This is a genomic window from Rhodococcus sp. PvR044, assembly GCF_040548995.1.
Taxonomy (GTDB): Bacteria; Actinomycetota; Actinomycetes; order Mycobacteriales; family Mycobacteriaceae; genus Rhodococcus_G; species Rhodococcus_G oryzae.
This window is the reverse complement of sequence record NZ_JBEPSX010000003.1, coordinates 114,258-134,749: the sequence shown is the minus strand read 5'-3', so window position 1 is coordinate 134,749 and position 20,492 is coordinate 114,258. Positions and strand designations below refer to the sequence as shown.

The 20,492-nt window shown below is 69.6% G+C and carries 24 protein-coding genes and 4 tRNA genes; 9 read left to right on the top strand and 19 right to left on the bottom strand.

Annotation, left to right across the window (positions count from 1 at the left end; genetic code table 11):
* Nucleotides 1-5 precede the first annotated feature (5 nt).
* Nucleotides 6-1,739, bottom strand: a complete 1,734-nt coding sequence (locus tag ABIC28_RS09140) for an ABC transporter ATP-binding protein (RefSeq protein ID WP_097213096.1) — start codon at nucleotides 1,737-1,739, stop codon at nucleotides 6-8.
* A gap of 61 nt (nucleotides 1,740-1,800) precedes the next feature.
* A complete protein-coding gene (locus tag ABIC28_RS09135) occupies nucleotides 1,801-2,256 on the bottom strand; it encodes an RrF2 family transcriptional regulator (protein WP_097213152.1) in 456 nt (151 codons plus the stop codon).
* Between the two features lie 110 nt (nucleotides 2,257-2,366).
* Here ABIC28_RS09135 and ABIC28_RS09130 point away from each other — a divergent pair, with 110 nt between their 5' ends.
* Nucleotides 2,367-2,441, top strand: a complete 75-nt coding sequence (locus ABIC28_RS09130; RefSeq protein WP_354578830.1) for a putative leader peptide — start codon at nucleotides 2,367-2,369, stop codon at nucleotides 2,439-2,441.
* A 95-nt stretch (nucleotides 2,442-2,536) separates the two neighbouring features.
* Entirely contained in the window at nucleotides 2,537-3,655 is a 1,119-nt protein-coding gene (locus ABIC28_RS09125; RefSeq protein WP_097213097.1) for an LLM class flavin-dependent oxidoreductase, read from the top strand.
* Nucleotides 3,656-3,684: 29 nt separating this feature from the next.
* Here ABIC28_RS09125 and ABIC28_RS09120 read toward each other — a convergent pair whose 3' ends face one another.
* Nucleotides 3,685-4,236, bottom strand: coding sequence for a TetR/AcrR family transcriptional regulator (locus ABIC28_RS09120; RefSeq protein WP_097213098.1), 552 nt, complete (start codon nucleotides 4,234-4,236; stop codon nucleotides 3,685-3,687).
* Nucleotides 4,237-4,398: 162 nt separating this feature from the next.
* Between ABIC28_RS09120 and ABIC28_RS09115 the strand changes: the two genes are divergently transcribed.
* A complete protein-coding gene (locus ABIC28_RS09115; protein ID WP_209927861.1) occupies nucleotides 4,399-6,561 on the top strand; it encodes an MMPL family transporter in 2,163 nt (720 codons plus the stop codon).
* An 80-nt stretch (nucleotides 6,562-6,641) separates the two neighbouring features.
* Here ABIC28_RS09115 and ABIC28_RS09110 read toward each other — a convergent pair whose 3' ends face one another.
* Nucleotides 6,642-7,106 (bottom strand): hypothetical protein, encoded by a 465-nt coding sequence (locus ABIC28_RS09110; protein ID WP_143548494.1) that lies wholly within the window; start codon nucleotides 7,104-7,106, stop codon nucleotides 6,642-6,644.
* A 91-nt stretch (nucleotides 7,107-7,197) separates the two neighbouring features.
* On the opposite strand from ABIC28_RS09110, the gene ABIC28_RS09105 reads away from it, so the two are divergent.
* Together ABIC28_RS09105 and ABIC28_RS09100 are read left to right on the top strand one after the other, a co-directional pair.
* Nucleotides 7,198-8,097 (top strand): sterol desaturase family protein, encoded by a 900-nt coding sequence (locus ABIC28_RS09105; RefSeq protein WP_354578524.1) that lies wholly within the window; start codon nucleotides 7,198-7,200, stop codon nucleotides 8,095-8,097.
* A gap of 106 nt (nucleotides 8,098-8,203) precedes the next feature.
* A complete protein-coding gene (locus tag ABIC28_RS09100) occupies nucleotides 8,204-8,647 on the top strand; it encodes a hypothetical protein (RefSeq protein WP_354578522.1) in 444 nt (147 codons plus the stop codon).
* 5 nt (nucleotides 8,648-8,652) lie between these two features.
* Here the strand turns inward: ABIC28_RS09100 and ABIC28_RS09095 are convergent, their stop codons facing one another.
* Complete coding sequence (locus tag ABIC28_RS09095) at nucleotides 8,653-9,438, bottom strand: helix-turn-helix domain-containing protein (RefSeq protein WP_354578520.1); 786 nt, start codon at nucleotides 9,436-9,438, stop codon at nucleotides 8,653-8,655.
* Nucleotides 9,439-9,471: 33 nt separating this feature from the next.
* On the opposite strand from ABIC28_RS09095, the gene ABIC28_RS09090 reads away from it, so the two are divergent.
* The gene (locus ABIC28_RS09090; RefSeq protein ID WP_354578518.1) at nucleotides 9,472-9,864 is read left to right on the top strand and encodes a hypothetical protein; all 393 of its coding nucleotides are present in this window, start codon (nucleotides 9,472-9,474) and stop codon (nucleotides 9,862-9,864) included.
* Here the strand turns inward: ABIC28_RS09090 and ABIC28_RS09085 are convergent.
* Entirely contained in the window at nucleotides 9,845-10,531 is a 687-nt protein-coding gene (locus ABIC28_RS09085; RefSeq protein WP_354578516.1) for a YceI family protein, read from the bottom strand. The genes ABIC28_RS09090 and ABIC28_RS09085 overlap by 20 nt on opposite strands.
* Nucleotides 10,532-10,571: 40 nt before the next feature.
* Entirely contained in the window at nucleotides 10,572-11,063 is a 492-nt protein-coding gene (locus ABIC28_RS09080; protein ID WP_354578514.1) for an SRPBCC family protein, read from the bottom strand.
* Between the two features lie 110 nt (nucleotides 11,064-11,173).
* On the opposite strand from ABIC28_RS09080, the gene ABIC28_RS09075 reads away from it, so the two are divergent.
* Complete coding sequence (locus ABIC28_RS09075) at nucleotides 11,174-11,758, top strand: TetR/AcrR family transcriptional regulator (RefSeq protein ID WP_257017622.1); 585 nt, start codon at nucleotides 11,174-11,176, stop codon at nucleotides 11,756-11,758.
* Nucleotides 11,759-11,774: 16 nt separating this feature from the next.
* On the opposite strand, the gene ABIC28_RS09070 is transcribed toward ABIC28_RS09075, so the two are convergent.
* The 5 genes from ABIC28_RS09070 to ABIC28_RS09050 all read right to left on the bottom strand — a co-directional run bounded on the left by ABIC28_RS09070 (nucleotide 11,775) and on the right by ABIC28_RS09050 (nucleotide 14,147).
* Nucleotides 11,775-12,278 (bottom strand): hypothetical protein, encoded by a 504-nt coding sequence (locus ABIC28_RS09070; protein WP_354578511.1) that lies wholly within the window; start codon nucleotides 12,276-12,278, stop codon nucleotides 11,775-11,777.
* Nucleotides 12,275-12,784, bottom strand: coding sequence for an ImmA/IrrE family metallo-endopeptidase (locus tag ABIC28_RS09065; protein WP_179800637.1), 510 nt, complete (start codon nucleotides 12,782-12,784; stop codon nucleotides 12,275-12,277). Before ABIC28_RS09065 ends, ABIC28_RS09070 begins: the two co-directional genes overlap by 4 nt.
* A 193-nt stretch (nucleotides 12,785-12,977) precedes the next feature.
* Nucleotides 12,978-13,068, bottom strand: a tRNA-Ser gene (locus ABIC28_RS09060).
* 65 nt (nucleotides 13,069-13,133) lie between these two features.
* Nucleotides 13,134-13,607: a nucleoside deaminase gene (locus ABIC28_RS09055; protein ID WP_257017623.1), complete on the bottom strand. Its 474-nt coding sequence runs from the start codon at nucleotides 13,605-13,607 to the stop codon at nucleotides 13,134-13,136.
* On the bottom strand, nucleotides 13,608-14,147 hold the full coding sequence (locus tag ABIC28_RS09050) for a tRNA adenosine deaminase-associated protein (RefSeq protein WP_077043983.1): 540 nt from the start codon (nucleotides 14,145-14,147) through the stop codon (nucleotides 13,608-13,610).
* Between the two features lie 48 nt (nucleotides 14,148-14,195).
* Here ABIC28_RS09050 and ABIC28_RS09045 point away from each other — a divergent pair, with 48 nt between their 5' ends.
* Complete coding sequence (locus tag ABIC28_RS09045; protein ID WP_354578508.1) at nucleotides 14,196-15,191, top strand: prephenate dehydrogenase; 996 nt, start codon at nucleotides 14,196-14,198, stop codon at nucleotides 15,189-15,191.
* Nucleotides 15,192-15,215: 24 nt separating this feature from the next.
* On the opposite strand, the gene ABIC28_RS09040 is transcribed toward ABIC28_RS09045, so the two are convergent.
* The 5 genes from ABIC28_RS09040 to ABIC28_RS09020 form a co-directional block, all read right to left on the bottom strand.
* Nucleotides 15,216-15,815: a putative glycolipid-binding domain-containing protein gene (locus ABIC28_RS09040; protein WP_077043172.1), complete on the bottom strand. Its 600-nt coding sequence runs from the start codon at nucleotides 15,813-15,815 to the stop codon at nucleotides 15,216-15,218.
* 76 nt (nucleotides 15,816-15,891) lie between these two features.
* Nucleotides 15,892-16,950, bottom strand: a complete 1,059-nt coding sequence (locus ABIC28_RS09035; RefSeq protein ID WP_354578506.1) for a hypothetical protein — start codon at nucleotides 16,948-16,950, stop codon at nucleotides 15,892-15,894.
* Nucleotides 16,951-17,553: 603 nt separating this feature from the next.
* Nucleotides 17,554-17,626, bottom strand: a tRNA-Arg gene (locus ABIC28_RS09030).
* A 35-nt stretch (nucleotides 17,627-17,661) separates the two neighbouring features.
* Nucleotides 17,662-17,753: transfer RNA gene (locus ABIC28_RS09025), tRNA-Ser, on the bottom strand.
* A gap of 84 nt (nucleotides 17,754-17,837) precedes the next feature.
* Nucleotides 17,838-18,566, bottom strand: coding sequence for a dienelactone hydrolase family protein (locus tag ABIC28_RS09020; protein WP_354578504.1), 729 nt, complete (start codon nucleotides 18,564-18,566; stop codon nucleotides 17,838-17,840).
* Between the two features lie 114 nt (nucleotides 18,567-18,680).
* Between ABIC28_RS09020 and hisC the strand changes: the two genes are divergently transcribed.
* The gene (gene hisC, locus ABIC28_RS09015) at nucleotides 18,681-19,772 is read left to right on the top strand and encodes a histidinol-phosphate transaminase (RefSeq protein WP_097213110.1); all 1,092 of its coding nucleotides are present in this window, start codon (nucleotides 18,681-18,683) and stop codon (nucleotides 19,770-19,772) included.
* A gap of 61 nt (nucleotides 19,773-19,833) precedes the next feature.
* Here hisC and ABIC28_RS09010 read toward each other — a convergent pair.
* Together ABIC28_RS09010 and ABIC28_RS09005 are read right to left on the bottom strand one after the other, a co-directional pair.
* Nucleotides 19,834-19,923, bottom strand: a tRNA-Ser gene (locus ABIC28_RS09010).
* A gap of 52 nt (nucleotides 19,924-19,975) precedes the next feature.
* Nucleotides 19,976-20,410, bottom strand: a complete 435-nt coding sequence (locus ABIC28_RS09005) for a MarR family winged helix-turn-helix transcriptional regulator (RefSeq protein WP_097213156.1) — start codon at nucleotides 20,408-20,410, stop codon at nucleotides 19,976-19,978.
* Nucleotides 20,411-20,492: the final 82 nt, after the last annotated feature.

Below are 20,492 nucleotides of genomic sequence, written 5' to 3'. Positions count from 1 at the left end.
GGCGCTCACGACGCCGCCTGCGCGGCGAGCTGGGACGCGACGATCTCCGCGTAGGTCTGACAACGGTCCACGAGCTCGGCGTGGGTGCCGATCCCCACGATGGCACCGTCCTCGAGCACGATGATCTGGTCGGCCTCGATGATCGTCGAGACCCGCTGCGCGACGATGATCACGCAGGCGTCCCGGGTGACCGGCGCCAACGCGGCCCGCAGCCGGGCGTCGGTGCTCAGGTCCAGCGCGGAGAACGAGTCGTCGAACAGGTAGATCTCCGGTTCCCTGACCAGGGCCCTGGCGATCGCCAGCCGCTGCCGCTGTCCGCCGGAGACGGTGGCGCCGCCCTGCGCGATCGGGGACTCGAGGCCCCCCGGCATGGCCCGGACGAAGTCGGCGGCCTGCGCGATCTCCAGACATCGCCACAGCTGGGCGTCCGTCGCGTCCGGCCTGCCGTACCGCAGGTTGCTGGCCACCGTCCCGGAGAACAGGTACGGCTTCTGCGGGACCAGGCCGATCGAGGAACGCAGCTGGTCGGGGTCGATGACCCGGACGTCCGCGGCCCCGACGCGGACCTCGCCGCCGGTGACGTCTATCAGCCGCGGGATCAGGTTGAGCAGGGTGGACTTGCCGGATCCGGTGCCACCGATGATGGCGGTGGTCATCCCGGGTTCGGCCAGGAAGCTGACGTTCCGCAGCACCGGCGCCTCGGCGCCGGGGAAGGCGAAGGTCGCGCCGCGCATCTCGACGATGCCGCGCTCGCGCCAGCTGGTGAGCGGCTTCGGCGAGGCCTGCACCGACGGCTCGGTGTCGAGGACCTCGGTGAGCCGCTCGGCACACACCGAGGCGCGCGGCAGGATCACGGCGATGACGGTCACCATCATCACCGCCATCAGGATCTGCATGATGTAGGAGAGCACCGCGGTGAGCGAGCCGATCTGCATGGAGCCCTGGTCGATGAGGTGGCCGCCGAGCCAGAGCACCGCGACGCTGGTGATGTTCGCGATGAGCATCACCATCGGGAGCATCAGCGCCATCAGCTTGCCGACCCGCAACGCGGTGCCTGCCAGGTCCTCGTTGGCCGCGCCGAAACGCCGCATCTCGTGCGATTCGCGGACGAACGCCCGGACCACCCGGATGCCGGTGATCTGCTCGCGCAGGACCCGGTTGATGGCGTCGATCCGCGACTGCATCAGCCGGAACTGCGGCACCATCTTCGAGATCACCAGGTACATCGCCAGGCCGAGCAGCGGGACCGCGACGGCGAGCACCCAGGCCAGGCCCTGCGACTGACGGATCGACATGACGATGCCGCCGATGCCCATGATCGGCGCCGCCACCAGGATGGTGCAGCTGATCACCACCACCATCTGAATCTGCTGGACGTCGTTCGTGCTGCGGGTGATCAGGGAGGGCGCCCCGAAGTAGCCGACCTCGCGCGCGGAGAACCGGCCGACCTGGTGCACGACCGCGCCGCGCAGGTCACGACCCATGCCCATCGCGGCGCGGGCGCCGAAGTACACGGCGCCGATGCTGCACGCGACCTGCAGGCACGTGATGAGCAGCATCGTGCCGCCGGTGGAGAGCACCACAGCCGTATCGCCCTTGGCGACGCCGTTGTCGATGATCTCGGCGTTGAGGCTCGGCAGATACAGCGTGGTCAGGGTCGAGATCAACTGGAGCGCAACGACACCCGCCAGGTCACCACCGTATGGGCGCAGGTAGGTGCGCAGCAGTGAGTACAACATAGGCTTCGAGGCTACCAATCGACCGCGTGACTCGGCGGGATACACCGGGCGAACCCGCAGCTCAGCGCCTCCGCCATGCCTCCGGGTCGGCGGTGAGCCGCTCGACGAATCCGGGCAGCCGGCCGCAGGCGATGTCCGCGATACTGACACCCTCCAGGACGGCCCTCAGGTTCACCCGCACCGCGATCCACACGTCGAGCAGCGGGGCGGCGGGCCCGTCGTAGTGGACCTCCTCGGGGCGCTGGCCCCGCACCGACGCCAGCGGGCCCTCCACGGCCCGGATCACGTCGGCGACGGTGATCTCGGCGGCGGGCCGGGCCAGCCAGTACCCGCCGTCCGGGCCCCGCCTGCTGTGCACCATGCCTGCCCGGCGCAGGTCACCGAGGACGGCCTCGAGGAACTTGTGCGGGATCGTCTGCGCGTTCGCGAGGTACTCCGCCTTCGCGAGCGCCTCCCCCGCCGCGGCCAGTTCGACCAGGGTGCGCACGGCGTAGTCCACCTTCGCGGTGATGTGCACGGCAGCCCCCTCGCCTGGCCGGTCCGTCCGGCGGTTGATTCCTACCATCGCGGTATGAAATCGGGCAAGCGCAGTTGACAGGCCACGCACGCCACTGCCAGCCTGGACGCATGTCCGGCAACCCTGCGCTCACGGTGCGACGCCACGTCGACCTCCTGCGCGTTGCCGCCGCGCTCTGTCAGTAGCGATCCGCCCCGCTCCCCCCTCCCACGACCTGGCCCCAACGGCTCGTCGACCGGCGCGCACACGCCCGCCGTACTGACATCTCGGAGCACCCTTCATGAGCATCGACCTGCACTGGTTCCTGCCCACCGCCGGCGACGGCCGCGGCATCGTGGACAACTCGAACTCCTCAACCTCCGATCCCAGGACCGCCGGGAACCGGGCCCCGACCCTCGAGTACCTGACCCAGGTCGCCCGCGCCGCCGAGCAGTCCGGGTTCACCGGCGTGCTCACCCCCACCGGGACGCACTGCGAGGACGCCTGGCTGACCACCGCCGCCCTGATCCCGCTGACCGAGCGGCTCAAGTTCCTCGTCGCGTTCCGGCCCGGGGTCATCTCGCCGACGCTGGCCGCGCAGATGGCCGCCAGCTACCAGCGCCTGTCCGGCGGGCGACTGCTGCTCAACGTGGTGACCGGGGGCGACTCACAGGAGCAGCGGAGTTACGGCGACTGGCTGACCAAGGACCAGCGCTACGCTCGCACCGCCGAGTTCCTGCAGGCCCTGCGCGGGACGTGGGGCGAGGCCCCGTTCGACTTCGACGGCGAGCACTACAAGCTGGTCGGCGCGACCACCTCGGCGCCGCCGAACCCGGTGCCGCCCATCTACTTCGGCGGCTCCTCCGCGGCGGCCCTGCCGGTGGCGGCGGGTCACGCCGACGTGTACCTCACCTGGGGCGAGCCGCCTGCGCAGGTGGCCGCGAAGATCGCCGCGGTCCGCGAGCACGCCGAACGTGCCGGGCGCACCATCCGGTTCGGCATCCGGCTGCACGTGATCACCCGCGACACCTCGAGGCAGGCGTGGGACGTCGCCGACACGATGCTCGCCGGCCTCGACCCGACCGCGGTCGCCGAGGCCAGCGCCCGGTTCGCACGGTCCGAGTCGGAGGGACAGCGGCGGATGGCGGCCCTGCACGGCGGCAGCACCGCGTCGCTGGAGATCTCCCCGAACCTGTGGGCCGGCGTCGGGCTGGTCCGCGGCGGGGCGGGCACCGCGCTGGTCGGCAGCCACGAGGAGGTCGCGGACCGGATCGAGGAGTACCACTCGCTGGGGCTGGACGAATTCGTGCTCTCCGGGTACCCGCACCTGGAGGAGGCGTACTGGTTCGGCGAGGGGGTGCGGCCGATCCTGGCGCGCCGGGGCCTGCTGGCGGGTGAGCGGGCGCTGATCCCGGCGTGAGCCGGGCGGGCGTCTGCGGCCGACCGGATCTACAGCCGCAGCACGCCCATCGCCGCGTCGAGCAGCACCCGCAAGAGCTCCTCGTCGTCGGCCTGCGGCACCGCCGCGTTCGCCGACAGCGCCGTGTTGAGCACCTCCAGCGCCGCGACCGCGCGGATCGTGGACTCCGTGGCGGCGTCCGGGCCCGCCAACCAGATGTTGATCCGCCGGTTGATCTCGATCAGCTCGGGCAGGATCGGGCCGAGGGTTGCGGTCATCGCCGAGGCGTCCCGGACGAACAGCGACCCCTCCGCGCGGTGGTTGAGCAGCCCGATCAGATAGCGGCGCAACACCTCCCGGATGCCGTCCGCGGTGTGCGGCGCCTGATCGAGCACGTCGGCGACGTCACGCATGACGAACAGGATCGGGGTGACGATGGCCAGCAGCAGGTCGGCCTTGGAGGCGTAGTGGTAGTAGAGCGAGGCCTTGGTGATACCGACCTCGTCGGCGATCTCCCTCAGGCTGGTCTGCTCGACGCCCTTGGCGATGAACTGCCGAAGCGCGGCCTCCCTGATGGCCGACCTGGTATCTCGCGCGCCCATCGTCGACCACCTCTCTTCCTCCGGTCCGGTCCGAACACAACGGCACCCTAAGGCCCCGCGCAGCGCGGCGACGAATCATTCCAGTTGTCGGTGGCCCGAATGGGTGCGTAGTCTACCTACCGCACGGTAGGCAAACTTGCAGAACGCGGTGTGGAGGGGCACATGTTCGGGAAACTTGCTCGATTCGTTGTACACAATCCATGGAAAATCATTGCGGCGTGGATCATCGCCGCCGTCGCGGTCGTGGCGCTCGCGCCCACGCTGACCGACGTGCTCAACAAGGAGCAGTCCGGCTTCCTGCCGGACACCTACGAGTCCATTCAGGCACAGCACCTCGCCGAGGAGCAGTTCGGGAAATCCGAGGACGCCACGGCGACCATCGTGATCAAGCGCGAGGACGGGCAGCCGCTCTCGGCGGAGGACCAGGCCAAGGTTGAGGGCCTGGCCGGTTCGATCAACGCGACCGATATCGATCGGGTCGTCGTCGCCGAGACCGGACCGCAGGCGCTCGCGGAGAACAAGGAAGTCCAGCTGGTCAGCGTCGGACTCCAGGGCATGCCCGACGAGAAGCCGGTCGGCGAGGCGGTCAAGGAGATCCGCAAGATCGGCGGCGAGACGCTCGCGGACAGCGGCCTGCGGATGTCCGTCACCGGTGACGCCGCCCTCATGGTCGACAACGAGGAGGCGTTCAAGAACGCCGAGGCGATCATCGGCATCGTCACGGTCCTGCTGATCATCGGGCTGCTGCTGGTCATCTACCGCAGCCCCGTCGCGGCCCTGCTGCCGATCGTTTCGGTCGGCATCGTCTCATCCATCGCGCCCGGCATCATCGCCCTGGTCGCGAAGGGCACCGGCCTGCAGGTCGACCAGTCGCTGCAGATCATCCTGACCGTCGTGCTGTTCGGCGTCGGCACCGACTACATCCTGTTCCTGTTGTTCCGCTTCCGTGAGCGGCTGCGGGCGGGCGAGGAGAAGACCACCGCGCTGATCCATGCGGTCGAGCGGGTCGGCGAGGTCATCGCCTCCGCGGCGGGCGCGATCATCGTGGCGTTCTGCGCGCTGCTGCTCGCGATCTTCGGCGCGTTCCGCAGCCTCGGCCCCGGCCTGGCCATCGGCGTCGGCATCATGGCGCTCGCGTCGCTGACGCTGATCCCCGCGATCGTGTCGCTGATCGGCACCAAGGTGTTCTGGCCGTCGAAGTCGTGGCAGAAGGAGCCCAAGGGCACCGTCTTCGCCAAGCTCGGCGCGTTCACCGGCCGCCGCCCCGGCGTGGTCGCACTCGTCTCCGGCGGGCTGCTGGTCGTGATGGCGCTTGGCATGTTCGGCTTCAAGACGGACTACGACCAGCTCGGCCAGCTGCCGTCCACCACCGAGTCGGCGCGCGGCATCAAGGACCTGCAGTCCGGGTTCCCGGCGGGCGCACTCAACCCGACGCTGGTGTACCTACACTCCACGGACGGCTCCCCGCTCGACCCGGCCGAGGTGGAGCGGGTGGCGAAGGAACTGACCACCTCCACCGGCATCGGCGGCGCCATGCCCGCGAACGAACAGGGCGACCTCGGACTGATCTCCAAGGACGGCAGCACCGCGCAGATCAACCTGCTGCTGGAGTACAGCCCGCAGTCCAACGAGGCGCTCGACGCGGTCGACCCGCTGCGCGAGGCAGCGCACGCGGCCGCACCGGAGGGCACCGAGGTGCTGGTCGGCGGGCCGACCGCGGCGTTCACGGACATCCGCGACGCGAACAACCGCGACCTGTCGGTGATCTTCCCGGTCGCAGGCGTGCTGATCGCGCTGATCCTGGGTCTGCTGCTGCGTTCGCTGGTGGCGCCGCTCTACCTGATGGCCTCGGTGGTGCTGGTGTTCTTCTCCACCATGGGCGCGACGGCGTTCCTGTTCAGCGTGGTCGGTGATCGTCCCGGCATCTCGTTCTCGCTGCCGATCATGCTGTATCTGTTCGTGGTGGCGATCGGAACGGACTACAACATCCTGATGATCGCCCGACTCCGCGAGGAGGCGAGGGAAGGCCGAAGCCCCAGGGAGGCAGCCCGATTGGCAATCGAGCACGGCGGGCCCTCCGTCGGCGCGGCCGGCATCATCCTCGCAGGCACCTTCGGGTCGATGATGCTGTCCGGCATCGCCATGATGACCGAGATGGGCTTCGCGGTGGCGCTGGGCATCCTGCTCTCGTCGTTTGTGATGTCGATGTTCCTGGTGCCCTCGATCACCGCACTGCTGGGCCACAAGGCCTGGTGGCCGGGCCACGGTGACGCCGTCACCGAACACGGCCGCCCCGAGGAGGACCTGGAGCCCGCGCGGGTCTGACCCCACCGGGCCGAAAACGACAGAGGGCCCGCCCTTTCCGTCATCACGGAAAGGGCGGGCCCTGCTCGTTGTCGAAGGGACTAGCTGGTCCAGGCGGCCCGGTGGCTGTCGGCCGGCTGCGCCGGATCCCAGTTCTCGGCCTGGAAGTTGGTCGTGTGGACGGAGTCTCCGCCGACCTCCGTGACGGTCAGCACCCCGATCATGGAACCGAGCAGAGACGGCTTGGCGGTCACGGCGATCGCGGAGGCGGTGTCCTTGAGCGCGTCGCCGTCGAGGTCGCTCGCGCAGACCCGGACCGTGAGATCCACGGTCGACGGGGTCTGTCCGCTGTTCAGCTTGGTGACGGCACCGTCGACGGTGACGCCGGAGGGCAACGTCGCGGACTTCGCGATCACGGTCGCGGTGGGATCGTCGGCGTTGGCGTCGCCGGGGCAGGTTGCGGTGGGAGCGGCGGAGGCCTCAGCCGCGGACGAGGTGTCCTCGGAGCTGCAGCCGGCAAGAAGGAGAGTGGCCCCGAGTGCGAGGGCGGTCACAGTGCGTTTCACCCGGTCATTGTGGATGCAAATGTCGGCTCCCGCATCACGGGGGGTGAACATCCGGTGACAGCGTCCCGTATCGCAGGTCACACTGCTCTACATGTGGGAATCCCTGCCGGAATGGTGGAACTCGCTGCCGGCGCTGCTGCGCGACCCGGTCGCGTTCGCCATTCCCTTCTTCGTCCTGTTCCTCGCCCTGGAATGGGCGGCGGCGCGGTACCTCGCCGCGCCCGAACACGGCGCGGACGGGCGGGCCCATCCCCCGCGCGGCGGCTACGACGCCGTGGACGCGCAGACCAGCATCTCGATGGGCGCGGTGTCCGTGCTGACCAGCGCGGCGTGGAAGGCGCTCGCCCTGGTCGGGTATACGGCCATCTACACGTACCTGGCGCCGTGGCACCTGCCGGTAGACGCCTGGTACACCTGGGTGATCCTGATCGTCGGCGTCGACCTGTTGTTCTACTGGTACCACCGGATCGCCCACCGCACCCGGATCGTGTGGGCAACCCACCAGGCGCACCATTCCAGTGAGTACTTCAACTTCGCCACCGCGCTGCGACAGAAGTGGAACAACAGCGGCGAGATCCTGATGTGGATCCCGTTGCCGCTCATCGGGATCCCGCCGTGGATGGTGTTCGTCGGGTTCTCGATCAACCTGGTGTACCGGTTCTTCGTGCACACCGAGCGGGTGGACCGGCTGCCCCGGCCGTTCGAGTTGGTGTTCAACACGCCGTCGCACCACCGGGTGCATCACGGCTGCGACCCCGAGTACCTCGACAAGAACTACGCGGGCATCCTCATCGTCTGGGACCGCATGTTCGGCACCTTCACTCCCGAGACGCATCGCCCCACCTACGGGCTGACCACGCCGGTGCGCACCCACAACATCGTCACCCTGCAGGGACACGAGTACGCCGCCATCGGCCGCGACGTTCGGGCCGCCGGGTCGTGGCGGGAGCGGTTCGGGTATGTGTTCGGCCCGCCGGGATGGACGCCATGACCGCACCGCCAGGAGGATGGCCCGCGTCACACTTCACGTGTTAACTTACTCAAAAGTAAGAATGTGGCGACGGGGGGACCTCACCGCCCTCGGCGGAGATCGGAAGGTGGACAAGCAGATCGGGATCTCGCCGAGCGCACACGGCACCACGCTCAGCGGGGGCGTCTATGTCCGCAGCCTCGTCCCGCCGGTGGGCCGCAGCCTCTACGACGTGGTCACCGGGCTCACCCCGGCCCTCACCCAGCAGGCATTGGGTTCCGACCTGATGGCGCAGACCTACGGCAACGGCGACACCAGGCCCGGCGTCCGGTACACGACGATCGTGACCGAGTACGACGAGGTGGTGACCCCGTACACCGAGCAGTTCCTCACGGGCGCGAACGTCACGAACGTCCTGCTGCAGGACGGCTGCGAGGCGGACAGGTCCGAACACCTCTCGTCGCTCTACAGCGAAAGGGCCTGGCGGTTCGTGCTCAATGCCCTCGATCCGGATCACCAGACGCCGGTGCCCTGTTTCCCCGTCGACCCGTTCTTCCCGAACGTGAAGTAGGAGGTTCAGCTGCCGCCCTCGACCGCGATCGCGGCCCCGCCGCTCAGCAGCGTGGTCGCGGTCAGACCGAACATCCGATGGACGGCGTCGCTGAAATGGGAGGGGCTCGCGAAGCCGGCGTCGACGGCGGCGCGGGTGAGGTCCGAGCCCTTCGACACCGCCGTCGCGACGTGCAGCATCCGGGCCCACAGCCGGTAGCGGCGGAAGCTGGTCCCGGTCTCCGTGGCGAACAGCCGGAGGAAGTACGGCGTCGACAGGTGCGTGTCGCGGGCGAACTCCGCCGCGGTGACCGGCGCGCCCGGCTGCGCGCGGATCGTCCGGATCACCCCGCCGATCCGCTCGTCGACCGGCCCACGGACCGGGCCGGACACCGCGTCCAGGATGTGGCCTGCGTCGAGGACCGGGCCTCCACAGAGGCCGATCAACTCCGCTTCGGCCTGGTGCCCGATCCCGAACCCGCTCTCCGCCGCCGCCATCCGCTCGAGGCACCCGCCCGCCCGCGCCGAGCCGGGATCGAAGTAGCAGAACAACATTCGCTCCCCCGTCGCGACGATCTGGTGCCTCGTCCGCGGCGGGACGAGCACCGATCGGAGCATCACGTCGGCGCTCCCGTCCACCCGCAGGATGAGCGGCGCGTCCACGCCGACCGCCAGGCAGTACACCGCCGTCGAGTGCGGGTCCAGCCGCAGCGAGGGCCCGAGATAGACGGCGTGCCCGTAGCCGACCCACAGCGCGGGCGCCGCGGTGACAGCGCACGTTTCTGGAAGCGGCGACCGGTCCACAACCGCCATGCTGACACAACAACCACCACGAAAGGGGCAACCATGTGGGCCGATCGGATCGCACGGGCATTGTTGGTCGGCGTCGGACTGGTCAACCTGGCACCCGGCGCCGCGGCGCTCTCGACGTCACGGCTCGAGTCCCTCTACGGCGTGCGGGTGGGCGACGCCGACCTGGAAGTGCTGCTGCGCCACCGCGCTGCGCTGCTGGCGATCGTCGGCGGCGGACTGCTGGCGGGCACGTTCGTGCCGTCGATCCGGGTGCCCACCATCGCCGCCGCCGCGACGAGCATGGGCAGCTACGTCGCGCTGACCGCGGCGGTGGGACCGACGAACCCGCAGTCGTCGCGGGTGCGGGCCGTGGACGTGGGCGCGCTGGCGGCGCTGGCCGTCGCGGTTGGCCTCGGGTCCCGTTCGCTCAGGCCCGCCGCAGGCTGACCAGGAAGTCGACGGTCCCGGACCCGTCGACCGTGACGAACCCCAGCGACGGGGGCTGCACACCGAAGTCGGTCCACGTGACCGGGATGCTGCCGGAGGCCACCAACGCATCGCCCGACCGGAGCACCTCGACGTCGGCGGTGACCGGCCGAGCGACCCCCTTGATCGTGAGGGTTCCGGTCGCGGTGACGGTTCCGCTGGTGCCGTCGACCGGCAGGCCGGACAGGTCAACCGGTCCGTCGAGGACGAAGGTGGCGGTGGGGAATTCGGCGGCCGACATCACCCTGCCGTCGAACTGCCCGTCGCGCCGAGAGTCGTCGGTGGCGATGGACGCGACCTGCACGGTGATCTCGGCTGCCGTCAGCTTCTCGGCCTCGACGGTCGCCGAGCCGCTCACCTCCCCGGTGGAGCCGACCACCGTGACGCTGGCGCCGTTGAGGATCTCGTGCACCGTGTAGCCGGCCGCGGTCTCGTTCGGCGGGAGGCCTGCGTATACCACCCACTGCCCGTTCACCTCCCCCGTCGCGGGCTCGGCGCCGGAGGTGGACACCGAGGCGGCGGGCGCATCGTCCTCGGCGATCCAGGTGCCGTACACCCACGGCCCCACGACGAGGGCGAGCACCGCGACGACCGCGATCCCCCCGAGTACCCACCAGCGTCTGCTCATGTCGGGGACAGTACTGACCTCCCACGCGCTCCGCAGGGTGTCAGTTCACCGCGCCGAAGTGCTTGCGGGTGTCCCGGGCGAAGCTCGCGAACAGCGCCTTGTTCACCGGCAGCGCGAGCCGGACCGGGACCCCGAAGCCGCGGCGCGCGGTGAAGGCGAAGGTCCAGACGAATCGGCAACCCGTCGGCGTCGGCTCGACCCGGTAGTCCTCGGCGAACGATCGGAACAGCGGGACGTTGGCCTGTTCCACGTAGAACGCGTGCCGCCGTTGCTCCTCGTCCCAGACGAAGAACTGCTCGCGCAGCTGCATGAAGCCGCCCGCCACCTTGGCGACCCTGGTCGTCGCCGTGCTGTGCGGGGCCACCGAGGTGTAGTGCACGTCGAGCAGCCGGCACCACGACAGCGGCTCGGCGCCGGTCAGGCCCCGCCACACCTCGTCCGCCCCCGCACGCAGATCCATGCCGTAGGTGTAGACGAAATCCGCGGTCTCGAGGTAGGAGTCGTCGATCGGGTCGAGATCGAACCAGTGCATGGTCGCTCGCTTTCGCTCGAGGGCCCGCCGATTGTGTCGCGCGACATGTCTCGAGGGCCGACAGTACCGAACTATGCTGACCGACATAGGCAGCAAGGGAGAACGAGCACGTGACACAACGCCCCACCGCCCGCGACCGGATGCTCACGAGCGCCATCGCCCTCTTCCGTGAGCGGGGCATCGACGCGACCTCCTTCGCCGACGTCATCGAGCGCGCCGAGGCCCCGCGCGGGTCGATCTACCACCACTTCCCCGGCGGGAAGACCCAGCTGGCCGAGGAGGCCACCCGCACGGCGGGCGGCCTGATGGAGACGCTGATCGAGTCGAGCCTCGCGCAGGGCGGACCGTCCGAGACCCTGGCGCGGCTCATCGGCATGTTCCGCCGGCAGCTGCTGGACTCGGATTTCCGGTCGGGCTGCCCGGTGGCCGCGGGCGCGCTGGAGAGCGGGGACTTCGCGGCCGTGCGGGAGATCGCAGGCGAGAGCTTCACGGCCTGGGAGGAGGCCATCGCGACGGCCCTCGCCCAGCGGGGTGTGCCCGCGGCCCGCGCCGAGTCCCTTGCGACCACCGCCGTCACCGCCATCGAGGGGGCACTGCTCGTGGCGAGGGCGCAGCGCAGCGTGCAGGCACTCGACCGCGTCGGCGCCGAGCTGTCCGGGCTGATCGACACGGCGGTGGACGCGGCCCGGCGGTGACCGCAGCGAGAACCGGCTAGCTGGAGCCCTGCCCGTTCCCGTTCTTGACGGGGAACAGACTTCGTGCGATGACCAGCAGGATGCCGATGACCTCCACGACCGAAGCGGTCAGCCACGCGATCATCACCTGGGAATCGGGGTTCTCCCGGTTTACGAAGAGGTACACCCCGAAGAACACGTTCGACATGAGAAGTTGCGCCCCGACAAAGATGGTCGACCAGAGTGCGAGGCGCTTCCGAAGCTTGATGTCCTGCTCGCGGTTCTTCGCCTTCAGAGTCCGTATGCGCAGCTCTGCCGCGAGGAGAGCACTGTTCGAGTCCTCATCTCGCTCCGATTGCTCTCCAGATTCCGAGCCACCATCGGATTCAGCGGGCGCATTCGCCGCATCAGTGTCGCCGGACCGGGCGCCTGAAGGCTCCTCTACAGCTGCCTGTCGCTTGTGGAGCTCTTCCAGCCTGGTCGCGCGCGCCAATTTGGCGCCGACCTGACTTTGATCGACGGCAGTTCCATCCCCGGTCACCGTCCGAGCAATCCCAGGCCGGCCAGGCGATTGTTCATCGCGGGAGTCGACACGTTGAACTTCCGTCGCAGATCACCGATCGACAAGCCCTCAGCCCACCATTTCTTCACGATCGCCGCAGGCATCAACAATTCGGCGGCAAACTGGTTTGCCCAGATCTCCTCGGAGTCTGTTCCTGATGAGGCGAGCTCGGCCCGCTCGTCGACGAACCCCATCGGCTCGGGGTCGTCTTGGTGCCGAATGTAGTGGCCGATCTCGTGCGCGAGGGTAAACCGTTGACGTACCGGGTGATCGGATTCGTTCACATAGATCTCGGTCGGGCCGTCTGCCTGCTCCCGGACAATGAATCCAGCCAGGTTGTTGTCCAGCATCGCGGGCCGAACCGCGATACCGAGGCGCTCGGCAATCTCCCAGGGATCGATCGGGAAGGCAATGTTGCCCATGCCGTCGTTCCAGTACTGCATTCGCAGTTTGCGGGCAGCGTCCTTCGCAGTCGCGGTTGCCATGTCCACCTCCGATCGCTGGGTTCGCTCGCGCCAAGGGGCGGGTATCCATGACCTGGCCTGCCGGGCAGGTTGGACTGTACCCACCATCCATGACGCGTGAACTCGTGCCCTCGGGCCGCTCGGCGTGTGTCGCACGTGGCGACGCCTCTGATGGCAAAAAAGACCCTCACCTGCGTGAGCAGGTGAGGGTCCTTGGCGGTGGCGGAGGGATTTGAACCCTCGGACGGGGGTTACCCGTCACACGCTTTCGAGGCGTGCTCCTTAGGCCGCTCGGACACGCCACCGCCGGTGACTTTACCCGACTCCGGGCCTGGCGCTAAATCGGCCGCTGACCGGGACCTCCGCGCGATCAGCGCTGCTCGCGGAAGAAGCCCTCCAGCAGCGCCGCGCACTCGTCCTCCAGCACGCCGCCGCGCACCTGTGGGCGATGGGTGAGCCTGCGGTCGCGGACCACGTCCCACAGCGACCCGACGGCCCCGGTCTTGGGCTCCCACGCCCCGAACACGACCTTCTCGATCCGGGCCAGCACCAGCGCCCCCGCGCACATCGTGCACGGTTCCAGGGTCACCGCCAGGGTCGCGCCCTCCAGCCGCCAGCCGTCGCCATGCACCAGGGCGGCCGCGCGCAGCGCCAGGATCTCGGCGTGCGCGGTCGGGTCGGCATTGGCCTCGCGGGCGTTCGCGGCCCTGGCCAGCTCGACGCCGTTCGCGTCGAAGACCACGGCGCCGACCGGGACATCCGCGGAGTCCGCGGCGGAGGCTGCGGCGATCGCGGCCCGGATCATCGCCTCGTCGCGGTCCCTCGCCCCGCTGGGCAGCGACATCTACCGGGGCAGGGTGTCGAGCACCGAGGAGAGTTCGGTGGCGAAGCCGAGCCGCTGCGCGATCATGCCCAGCTGCTCGTCGGGGTACAGCTCGGTCTCGGCGAGGATCACCCCGAGCACCGGCTCCGGCAGGCCGAGGTCCGCGAGCAGGCTGAGGTCGCCCTCCTCCCACGGGTCGACGTCGTCGAGCTCGTCGGGGTCGAGGTCAGGGGTCTCGATGTTGAGCGCGTCGAGCACATCGGAGGCGATGTCGTAGTCGAGCGCGGCGGTGGCGTCCGAGAGCAGCAGCCGGGTGCCCGACGGCGCAGGCCGGAGGATGACGAAGAACTCGTCGTCGATGTCGAGCAGGCCGAACACGGCGCCGGAGCTCCGCATCTCGCGCAGCTCGGTCTCCGCGGCCTCGAGACTGTTCAGTGCGGCCGAGGTCAGCGCCGTGCACTTCCACTTGCCGTCGTCGAGGACAACCGCGACGCCGAAGCCATCGAGATCCTCGAACTGGTCCGAGGGGGCGCTGTTGTCACGCGCGCGCTGAGCTGCCATGCCGTCACCGTAGTCCGCCGGGCGCCGGTAACTGAAGTCCGCTGGCAAATGTGCCAACCTATCCGGGTGTCTGATGAAGCGACTGACCCGCCGGTGTGCGTTCTCGGGCTCGGACTGATCGGCGGTTCGGTGCTGCGGGCCGCCGTCGCCGCGGGTCGGACGGCGTGGGGCTACAACCGCTCCGCCGGCGCCGTCGAGGACGCCCGCGCCGACGGATACGACGCCGACACCGACATCGAGGCGGTGCTGCACCGGGCCGAGCGGTCCGGCGCGCTGATCGTCGTCGCGGTGCCCGTCCCGGCCCTCGACGCCGTGCTCGGCGCGGTCGCCGCACACGCCCCCGACTGCGCGCTCACCGACGTGGTCAGCGTGAAGCGGGCGGTCCTCGACGCGGTGCGTGGGCACGGCCTCGGCGCCAGGTTCGTCGGGGGGCACCCGATGGCGGGGACCTCGCAGTCGGGCTGGGCGGCGGGCGACGTCGCCCTGTTCCGCGACGCGGTGTGGGTGGTCGGCACCGACGACGGCGTCGACCCCGTGGTGTGGGGCCAGGTGGCCGCGCTGGCCGTGGACTGCGGCTCGGTGGTGGTGCCGGCCGCCGCCGACGAGCACGACGCGGCGGCCGCCCGCATCTCGCACCTGCCGCACCTGCTGGCGGAGGCGCTGGCGGTGACCGCGGCGGCAGGCGGCGACCTGGCGCTCGGGCTGGCGGCGGGCTCGTTCCGGGACGGCACCCGGGTCGCGGGCACCGCGCCGGAGCTGGTGCGCGCGATGTGCGAGGCGAACTCGGGCGCGCTGATCGTGGCGCTGGACGAGGCACTGCGGCTGCTGACCGACGCCCGCGACGCCCTCGCGGACACCGGCAGCACGGAGACCCTGGTGACGGCGGGCCACGCCGCGCGCCTGCGCTACGAGAACCTGGACCGCTGGGAGATCACCGACGTCTCGGTCGGCGCGGACGGCTGGGTGGAACGGATGCGCGACGCCGGCCGCCGGGGTGGGGCGCTGCGCGCCCGTGCGCGCTTCGTGAGTGCAGGGACTCGGTAACCACGCACAGGCGGCGTAGCCGCCTCAGATCCGCTCGGCCAGGCCCTGGTAGTCGAGGATGAAGCCGTCGCGGTCGATGGTGACCGAGGAGCTCGACACCGGCGAGAGCACGTGGATGCCGTCCGAGCCGCTGCTGTAGGTCAGGCTCGCCTCCTGCACGCTCAGGTCGGGCAGGTACACGTACACGACCGGGACCTGGATGTCCTCGGAGTCGGTGTGCATGCCCAGCCGCCGGATCGGCAGGGTGTTGAAGAACGGGCTGAGCACCACGTCGACGTCCAGCGCGCCGCCGAAGGTGGATCGCTTGGGGTTGGTCCCGTTCTCGACCATCCAGTTGCCCTCCGAGTCCCGGCTGATCGAGACCTGCCGCTCACCCGACGCCAGGCTGGTCCGCAGCGAGAGCCTGCGGGTCACCCCGTTCTCGTCGGTGACCAGGTCGTAGGACGCGCTGAACGCCGGGTGCTCGGCGCACTGACCACCGATGATCCGGCCGGCCGCCTTGATCCGGTTACCGACGAGCTGCACACGAACCGACTCCATCCGAGGAGCGGTGTGGGCCCGCCACGTGAGGACCGCCGGCCAGACCGATTCGGTGGCCGCGGCGCCCTGAGCTGGATTGGTCACCTGACTACGGTAAGCGACGTGGGGCCTTCGGGCAGCGGTGGCGCGGAACCTCGCGGGTCGCGGATGTGCCGACCGCTCACGCCGCCTCGGCCGCGCGGCGCTCGAGCACCGCGATCCTGGCCGACAGCACCGCCAGCGCGAACAACCCGACCACCACGTTGAGCAACGCCCCGAACTCCTGCGCGACGAAGTCGAACACCTGGGTCAACAGCACCGTGACCAGCGCCGCGGCCCGCAGGAACTGCAGCGGCCACAGCTTGCCGTTGCGGAGCCTCACGACGCCGACCCAGCTCAGCACGCACGCGACGGCGGTGCCTGCGAGCTGACCGAGGGTGGTGATGGTCCCGGCCGCGCCCTCGAGATCGGAGGACAGCGTGACGATGGCGTTGATCAGCCCGGACGTCGAGAAGAGCACAAGGACGAAGGCCGCCACGCCGACCGCGGTGCGACTGCTCAGCGCGGACGGGATCCGCCGCGATTCCCACGCCCGCACTCCCCCGAACCGGCCGGGCTCCCGCGGATCGCAGCGCGCGAGCAGGTCACCGATGTCCGCGATCGCGGCCACGTCGGCGCCCGCCACCTGCGCCCGGTGCAGTTGCGCCTGCGCGAGCGCCCGGCGCTCCGGCGGCAGTCCCCGGATCAGGCCGTCCACCGCGATGGCGGCGGCGTTGCTGATGTCCTCGGCGACGCTCGGCGGCCGGGAGTCGTGCAGCCAGCGGTTGAGCAGCAGCAGGACCACCACGACGACGTACATGATCGCGACGGCGGGACGGTAGAAGTAGTCGTTGGTCTTGGTGACGAACTTGCCGACCTCGTCGAGGAAGAGCCCGAATCCGATGCCGCCCAGCACCACCGCGAGGAGTCGCGGCCGCAGGCCGAGGAACGAGAACACCACGACCAGGGCCGCCACCATCAGCAGCCCGCCCCACAGCACGTGTGCGACGTGCAGTGTGGACCCGCCGACCTGTGGGTACCCGGTCAGATGCAGGTAGGCACGGGTGACCAGGATCGTCAGCACCCCGATGATGACGAACGCCTCGACGAGGGAACTGGCCTGCGCGTCCCGCAGCAGCAGCGGCCTGCGCTGGGCGCGCCCGGTCTCGGTCCGACCGATCAGCGCGGACGCCAGTGTCATGGCTGCTGTCCTTCCGTGGCCCTGGGTTCCCCAGTGTCCCCCAACCGGGCGGCCGTCGTGCCCGTCACCGATCCCGCGACTTGTCCACAGCTGTGGACAAATCCTGTTAACACCCGGCGCCAGACTGTGGACAGTGTGGACGAATCTGTGGATTACATCGATGTAATTAGCCTGTACCTGCGGCTTTGCCATCCACAGGCCTGTGGATAACGGGATGACGCGGAGGCGACGGACTGTTGATCCCCAGCCCGACCGGAGGCCCGTCCACAGGCGGCACACAGATGGCGAGGAGAAATCCGGCAATTCGCGGCACCGCCGCGCCTGATCATCGATGCGAAAAGCCCCGCCGATCACGTGGATCGGCGGGGCCCGCATGCCGCCCCAGGTCGGGGAACCGGGCGGCACGTTTGGTGCGGGCCCATGCCTTCGAGCTGGCTGGCTCCATCGGCCCGCGACAACCACCTTAGCGGTAATCGAACGTGCGTGCTAGTCGCGCCACCACCGGTCGCGCGGCCGAAAGCCGCTGCGTCCGACGGGAGTTCAACCGGAGGCCCACGAGAAAACCCCTCACCGGCATTGCTGCCGGCGAGGGGCTCCTCACTGTGCGCCCGAAGGGATTCGAACCCCTAACCTCTTGATCCGTAGTCAAGTGCTCTATCCGTTGAGCTACGGGCGCATGTCTTCAGTTGTGCTGGCCTACGAGCACCAGCGTGGCGGAAGCGAGAGGATTTGAACCTCCGGTCCCCTTTGAGGAGGACAACTCATTAGCAGTGAGTCCCATTCGGCCGCTCTGGCACGCTTCCTAGGCTCAGGTCCTTTCGGAACCGCCGGATGGAAAGATTACACAGGCACGGCGTGGGGCGCAAAACGGCCGGTCACAGCGATTTCTAGCGAAGATTGCCATCGAACCAGTCGAAGATCCGGCGCTGCGCATCCATCATCGCCTGCGCGGCCGGATCGTTGTCGTCGCCGTCCACCGGGAACTCCGGCGGCTCGTCCGCGCGGTGCGCGAGACCGCTGTAGCTGACCACCAGGGTCGCCACGTCGGCGCGCGCGATCGCGTCCCGCAGTCGTTCGACCTCCTCGCGCGGGGTACCCGGGTCGTCCTCGCCGTACAGCCCCAGCCACGGAGCCTGCAGCCTCGGGGCCGCCTCCACCAGAGCCGGGGCACCCTCCGCGAGTGGGTGGACGATGCCGCGCGCGGACACGCTGACCGCGGCGCCCACCGGCCTCGACGTCGCGACGAGCAGGGCGGCCGTGCCCGCGTCGTCGAAGCCGAGCACCCCGACACAGTCCGGGTACACCCCGCGCGCGGTGAGCCAGTCGAAGGCCGCGTCGAAGTCGTCGAACAGGTTGTCCCCGAACACCTCCGCGGTGCTGTGCAGGGGCTCCCGATGGAAAAGGTGCGGCGCCACCGTCAGCCAGCCCTCGGCCGCGAGCGAGCGCATGAGAGCGAGCAGGTTGTCGGTGAACTCCCGCGATTCGTGCAGGACCACGATGCCGCCGCGGGCGGGTCCGTCCGGTTCGACGGCCGTCAGGGGGACGCGAACGGGGGGCTCGTCCGGATGCTCCTCCAGGGCGCGCAGCACCGCGCTGTCCGTGAAGATTCCCGACATACGTATACCTTGGCACGCTCACGGCCCACCCGTTCAAGATTCTTTTCGGGGTCACCGGATTCTTTTTCGCCGCACCCGCCACGCCCGATCGGAAGCGGCGCATAATGTCGATCCATGACCGTGCGCACCCGCCCCGACCTCTCGAGAATCGCCCCCTACGTGCCGGGACGCAGCTTTCCCGGCGCGATCAAACTGGCCAGTAACGAGACCACCGCCGGTCCGCTGCCCAGCGTGATGGAGGCGATCGCCGAGGCCGCGGCGGGCGCCAATCGCTACCCGGACAACGGCTCGGTCGCCGTGCGCGACGCGCTGGCCGCCAAGCTCGGTGTGAGCGCGGACCGGATCACCACCGGCTGCGGATCGGTCGGCATCTGCCTCGAACTGGTGCAGGCGACCTCCGGGCCGGGCGACGAGGTGATCTACGCGTGGCGCTCGTTCGAGGCCTATCCCGTGGTGGTCAAGGTCGCGGGCGCCACCCCCGTCGAGGTCCCGCTGACCGCCGACTACGAGCACGACCTCGACGCCATGCTCGCGGCCATCACCGACCGCACCCGGCTGATCTTCATCTGCAACCCGAACAACCCGACCGGGACCGTGGTCGCCGCCGAGGCCCTCGCGCGGTTCCTCGACGCGGTCCCCCCGCACATCCTGGTCGCGCTGGACGAGGCCTACTACGAGTACGTGCGACCCGACGCCGGCGCCGAGGCCGCACCCGACGGCATCGCCCTGGCCGAAGGCCGGCCGAATGTCGTTGTACTGCGGACCTTCTCGAAGGCCTACGGCCTGGCCGGACTGAGGATCGGGTACGCGATCGGCGACCCGGAGATCATCGCCGCCCTGTTCAAGGTGCACCTGCCGTTCGCGGTCACCAGCGTCGCCCAGGCCGCCGCGGTCGCCTCACTCGCCGCCGACGCGGAACTGCTCGCCCGTACCGACGGGGTGGTCGCCGAGCGGACGCGGGTGCGGGACGCGCTGATCGCGGGCGGATACGACGTGCCGCCGACCTCCGCCAACTTCCTCTGGCTTCCGCTCGGCGACCAGGCGGCGGCCTTCGGCGAGGCGGGCGTCGCCGCGAAGGTGCTCATGCGACCGTTCGCGGGGGACGGCGTGCGCGTGACCATCGGCGATCCCGACGAGAACGACACCTTCCTGGCGTTCGCCCTCGGGGCCGGCCTGCCCATCTGGAAGGCCTCCCAGCAGGGCTGAGGACTCCGTACCACGCAGAACGGCTCCGACCAGGACACGCCCCGGTCGGAGCCGTTCAGCTTGGCGGAAGCGGAGGGATTTGAACCCCCGGTGGGTTTAACGCCACGCTCGCTTTCAAGGCGAGTGCATTCGGCCGCTCTGCCACGCTTCCACCGCAGATCCTAACGGCACCCCCGGCGCCCGGCGGAATCCACCGCGCCGGGTCAGCCCGCCGATCGCTCGCCGATGGCGGCGTTCACCTTCGTGAACACCCTCTCGACGCTCGTCAGCTCGTCCGCGTCCAGCAGATCGACGAGATAGCGACGCACCCCGCTGACGTGCGTCGGGGCCGCCTCCTCGAGCCGTCGGCGCCCCTCCTCGGTGAGGATCGCCAGCACCCCGCGGCCGTCGTCGAGGCAGGTGTTCCTGGTGACCATCCCGTCCGCCTCCATCCGACGGATCTGATGGGTCAGCTTGCTGCGCGAGGAGATCACGCCGTCCGCGAGATCGCTCATCCGGACCGACCCGTCCGGCGATTCGGACAGCATCACGAGAATTCGATAGTCGGCCGTGCTGAGCCCGTGCCGATCCTGTAACTCGCGGTTGAGTAATCCCATCAGCCGCTGGGAGCCGTCGATGAAGGCGCGCCATGCGGCCATCTCCGCGTCGTCGAGCCAGCGGGGGGTCTCGTCCTCAGAACCGTCGATCTGTGTTGTCACGCAACCATTCTAGTTGCCTGCG

Coding starts and splice junctions, on each gene's coding strand:
- ABIC28_RS09105 (WP_354578524.1), top strand. CDS start 7,198: ATGTGGGAATCCCTGCCGGAATGGTGGAACTCGCTGCCGGCGCTGCTG.
- ABIC28_RS09080 (WP_354578514.1), bottom strand. CDS start 11,063: ATGCACTGGTTCGATCTCGACCCGATCGACGACTCCTACCTCGAGACC.
- ABIC28_RS09095 (WP_354578520.1), bottom strand. CDS start 9,438: ATGGCGGTTGTGGACCGGTCGCCGCTTCCAGAAACGTGCGCTGTCACC.
- ABIC28_RS09140 (WP_097213096.1), bottom strand. CDS start 1,739: ATGTTGTACTCACTGCTGCGCACCTACCTGCGCCCATACGGTGGTGAC.
- ABIC28_RS09085 (WP_354578516.1), bottom strand. CDS start 10,531: ATGAGCAGACGCTGGTGGGTACTCGGGGGGATCGCGGTCGTCGCGGTG.
- ABIC28_RS09005 (WP_097213156.1), bottom strand. CDS start 20,410: ATGGCCGCATGGCGCGCCTTCATCGACGGCTCCCAGCGGCTGATGGGA.
- ABIC28_RS09065 (WP_179800637.1), bottom strand. CDS start 12,784: ATGGCAACCGCGACTGCGAAGGACGCTGCCCGCAAACTGCGAATGCAG.
- hisC (WP_097213110.1), top strand. CDS start 18,681: ATGACCGTGCGCACCCGCCCCGACCTCTCGAGAATCGCCCCCTACGTG.
- ABIC28_RS09035 (WP_354578506.1), bottom strand. CDS start 16,950: ATGACACTGGCGTCCGCGCTGATCGGTCGGACCGAGACCGGGCGCGCC.
- ABIC28_RS09045 (WP_354578508.1), top strand. CDS start 14,196: ATGTGCCAACCTATCCGGGTGTCTGATGAAGCGACTGACCCGCCGGTG.
- ABIC28_RS09020 (WP_354578504.1), bottom strand. CDS start 18,566: ATGTCGGGAATCTTCACGGACAGCGCGGTGCTGCGCGCCCTGGAGGAG.
- ABIC28_RS09055 (WP_257017623.1), bottom strand. CDS start 13,607: ATGTCGCTGCCCAGCGGGGCGAGGGACCGCGACGAGGCGATGATCCGG.
- ABIC28_RS09050 (WP_077043983.1), bottom strand. CDS start 14,147: ATGGCAGCTCAGCGCGCGCGTGACAACAGCGCCCCCTCGGACCAGTTC.
- ABIC28_RS09115 (WP_209927861.1), top strand. CDS start 4,399: ATGTTCGGGAAACTTGCTCGATTCGTTGTACACAATCCATGGAAAATC.
- ABIC28_RS09125 (WP_097213097.1), top strand. CDS start 2,537: ATGAGCATCGACCTGCACTGGTTCCTGCCCACCGCCGGCGACGGCCGC.
- ABIC28_RS09090 (WP_354578518.1), top strand. CDS start 9,472: ATGTGGGCCGATCGGATCGCACGGGCATTGTTGGTCGGCGTCGGACTG.
- ABIC28_RS09120 (WP_097213098.1), bottom strand. CDS start 4,236: ATGGGCGCGCGAGATACCAGGTCGGCCATCAGGGAGGCCGCGCTTCGG.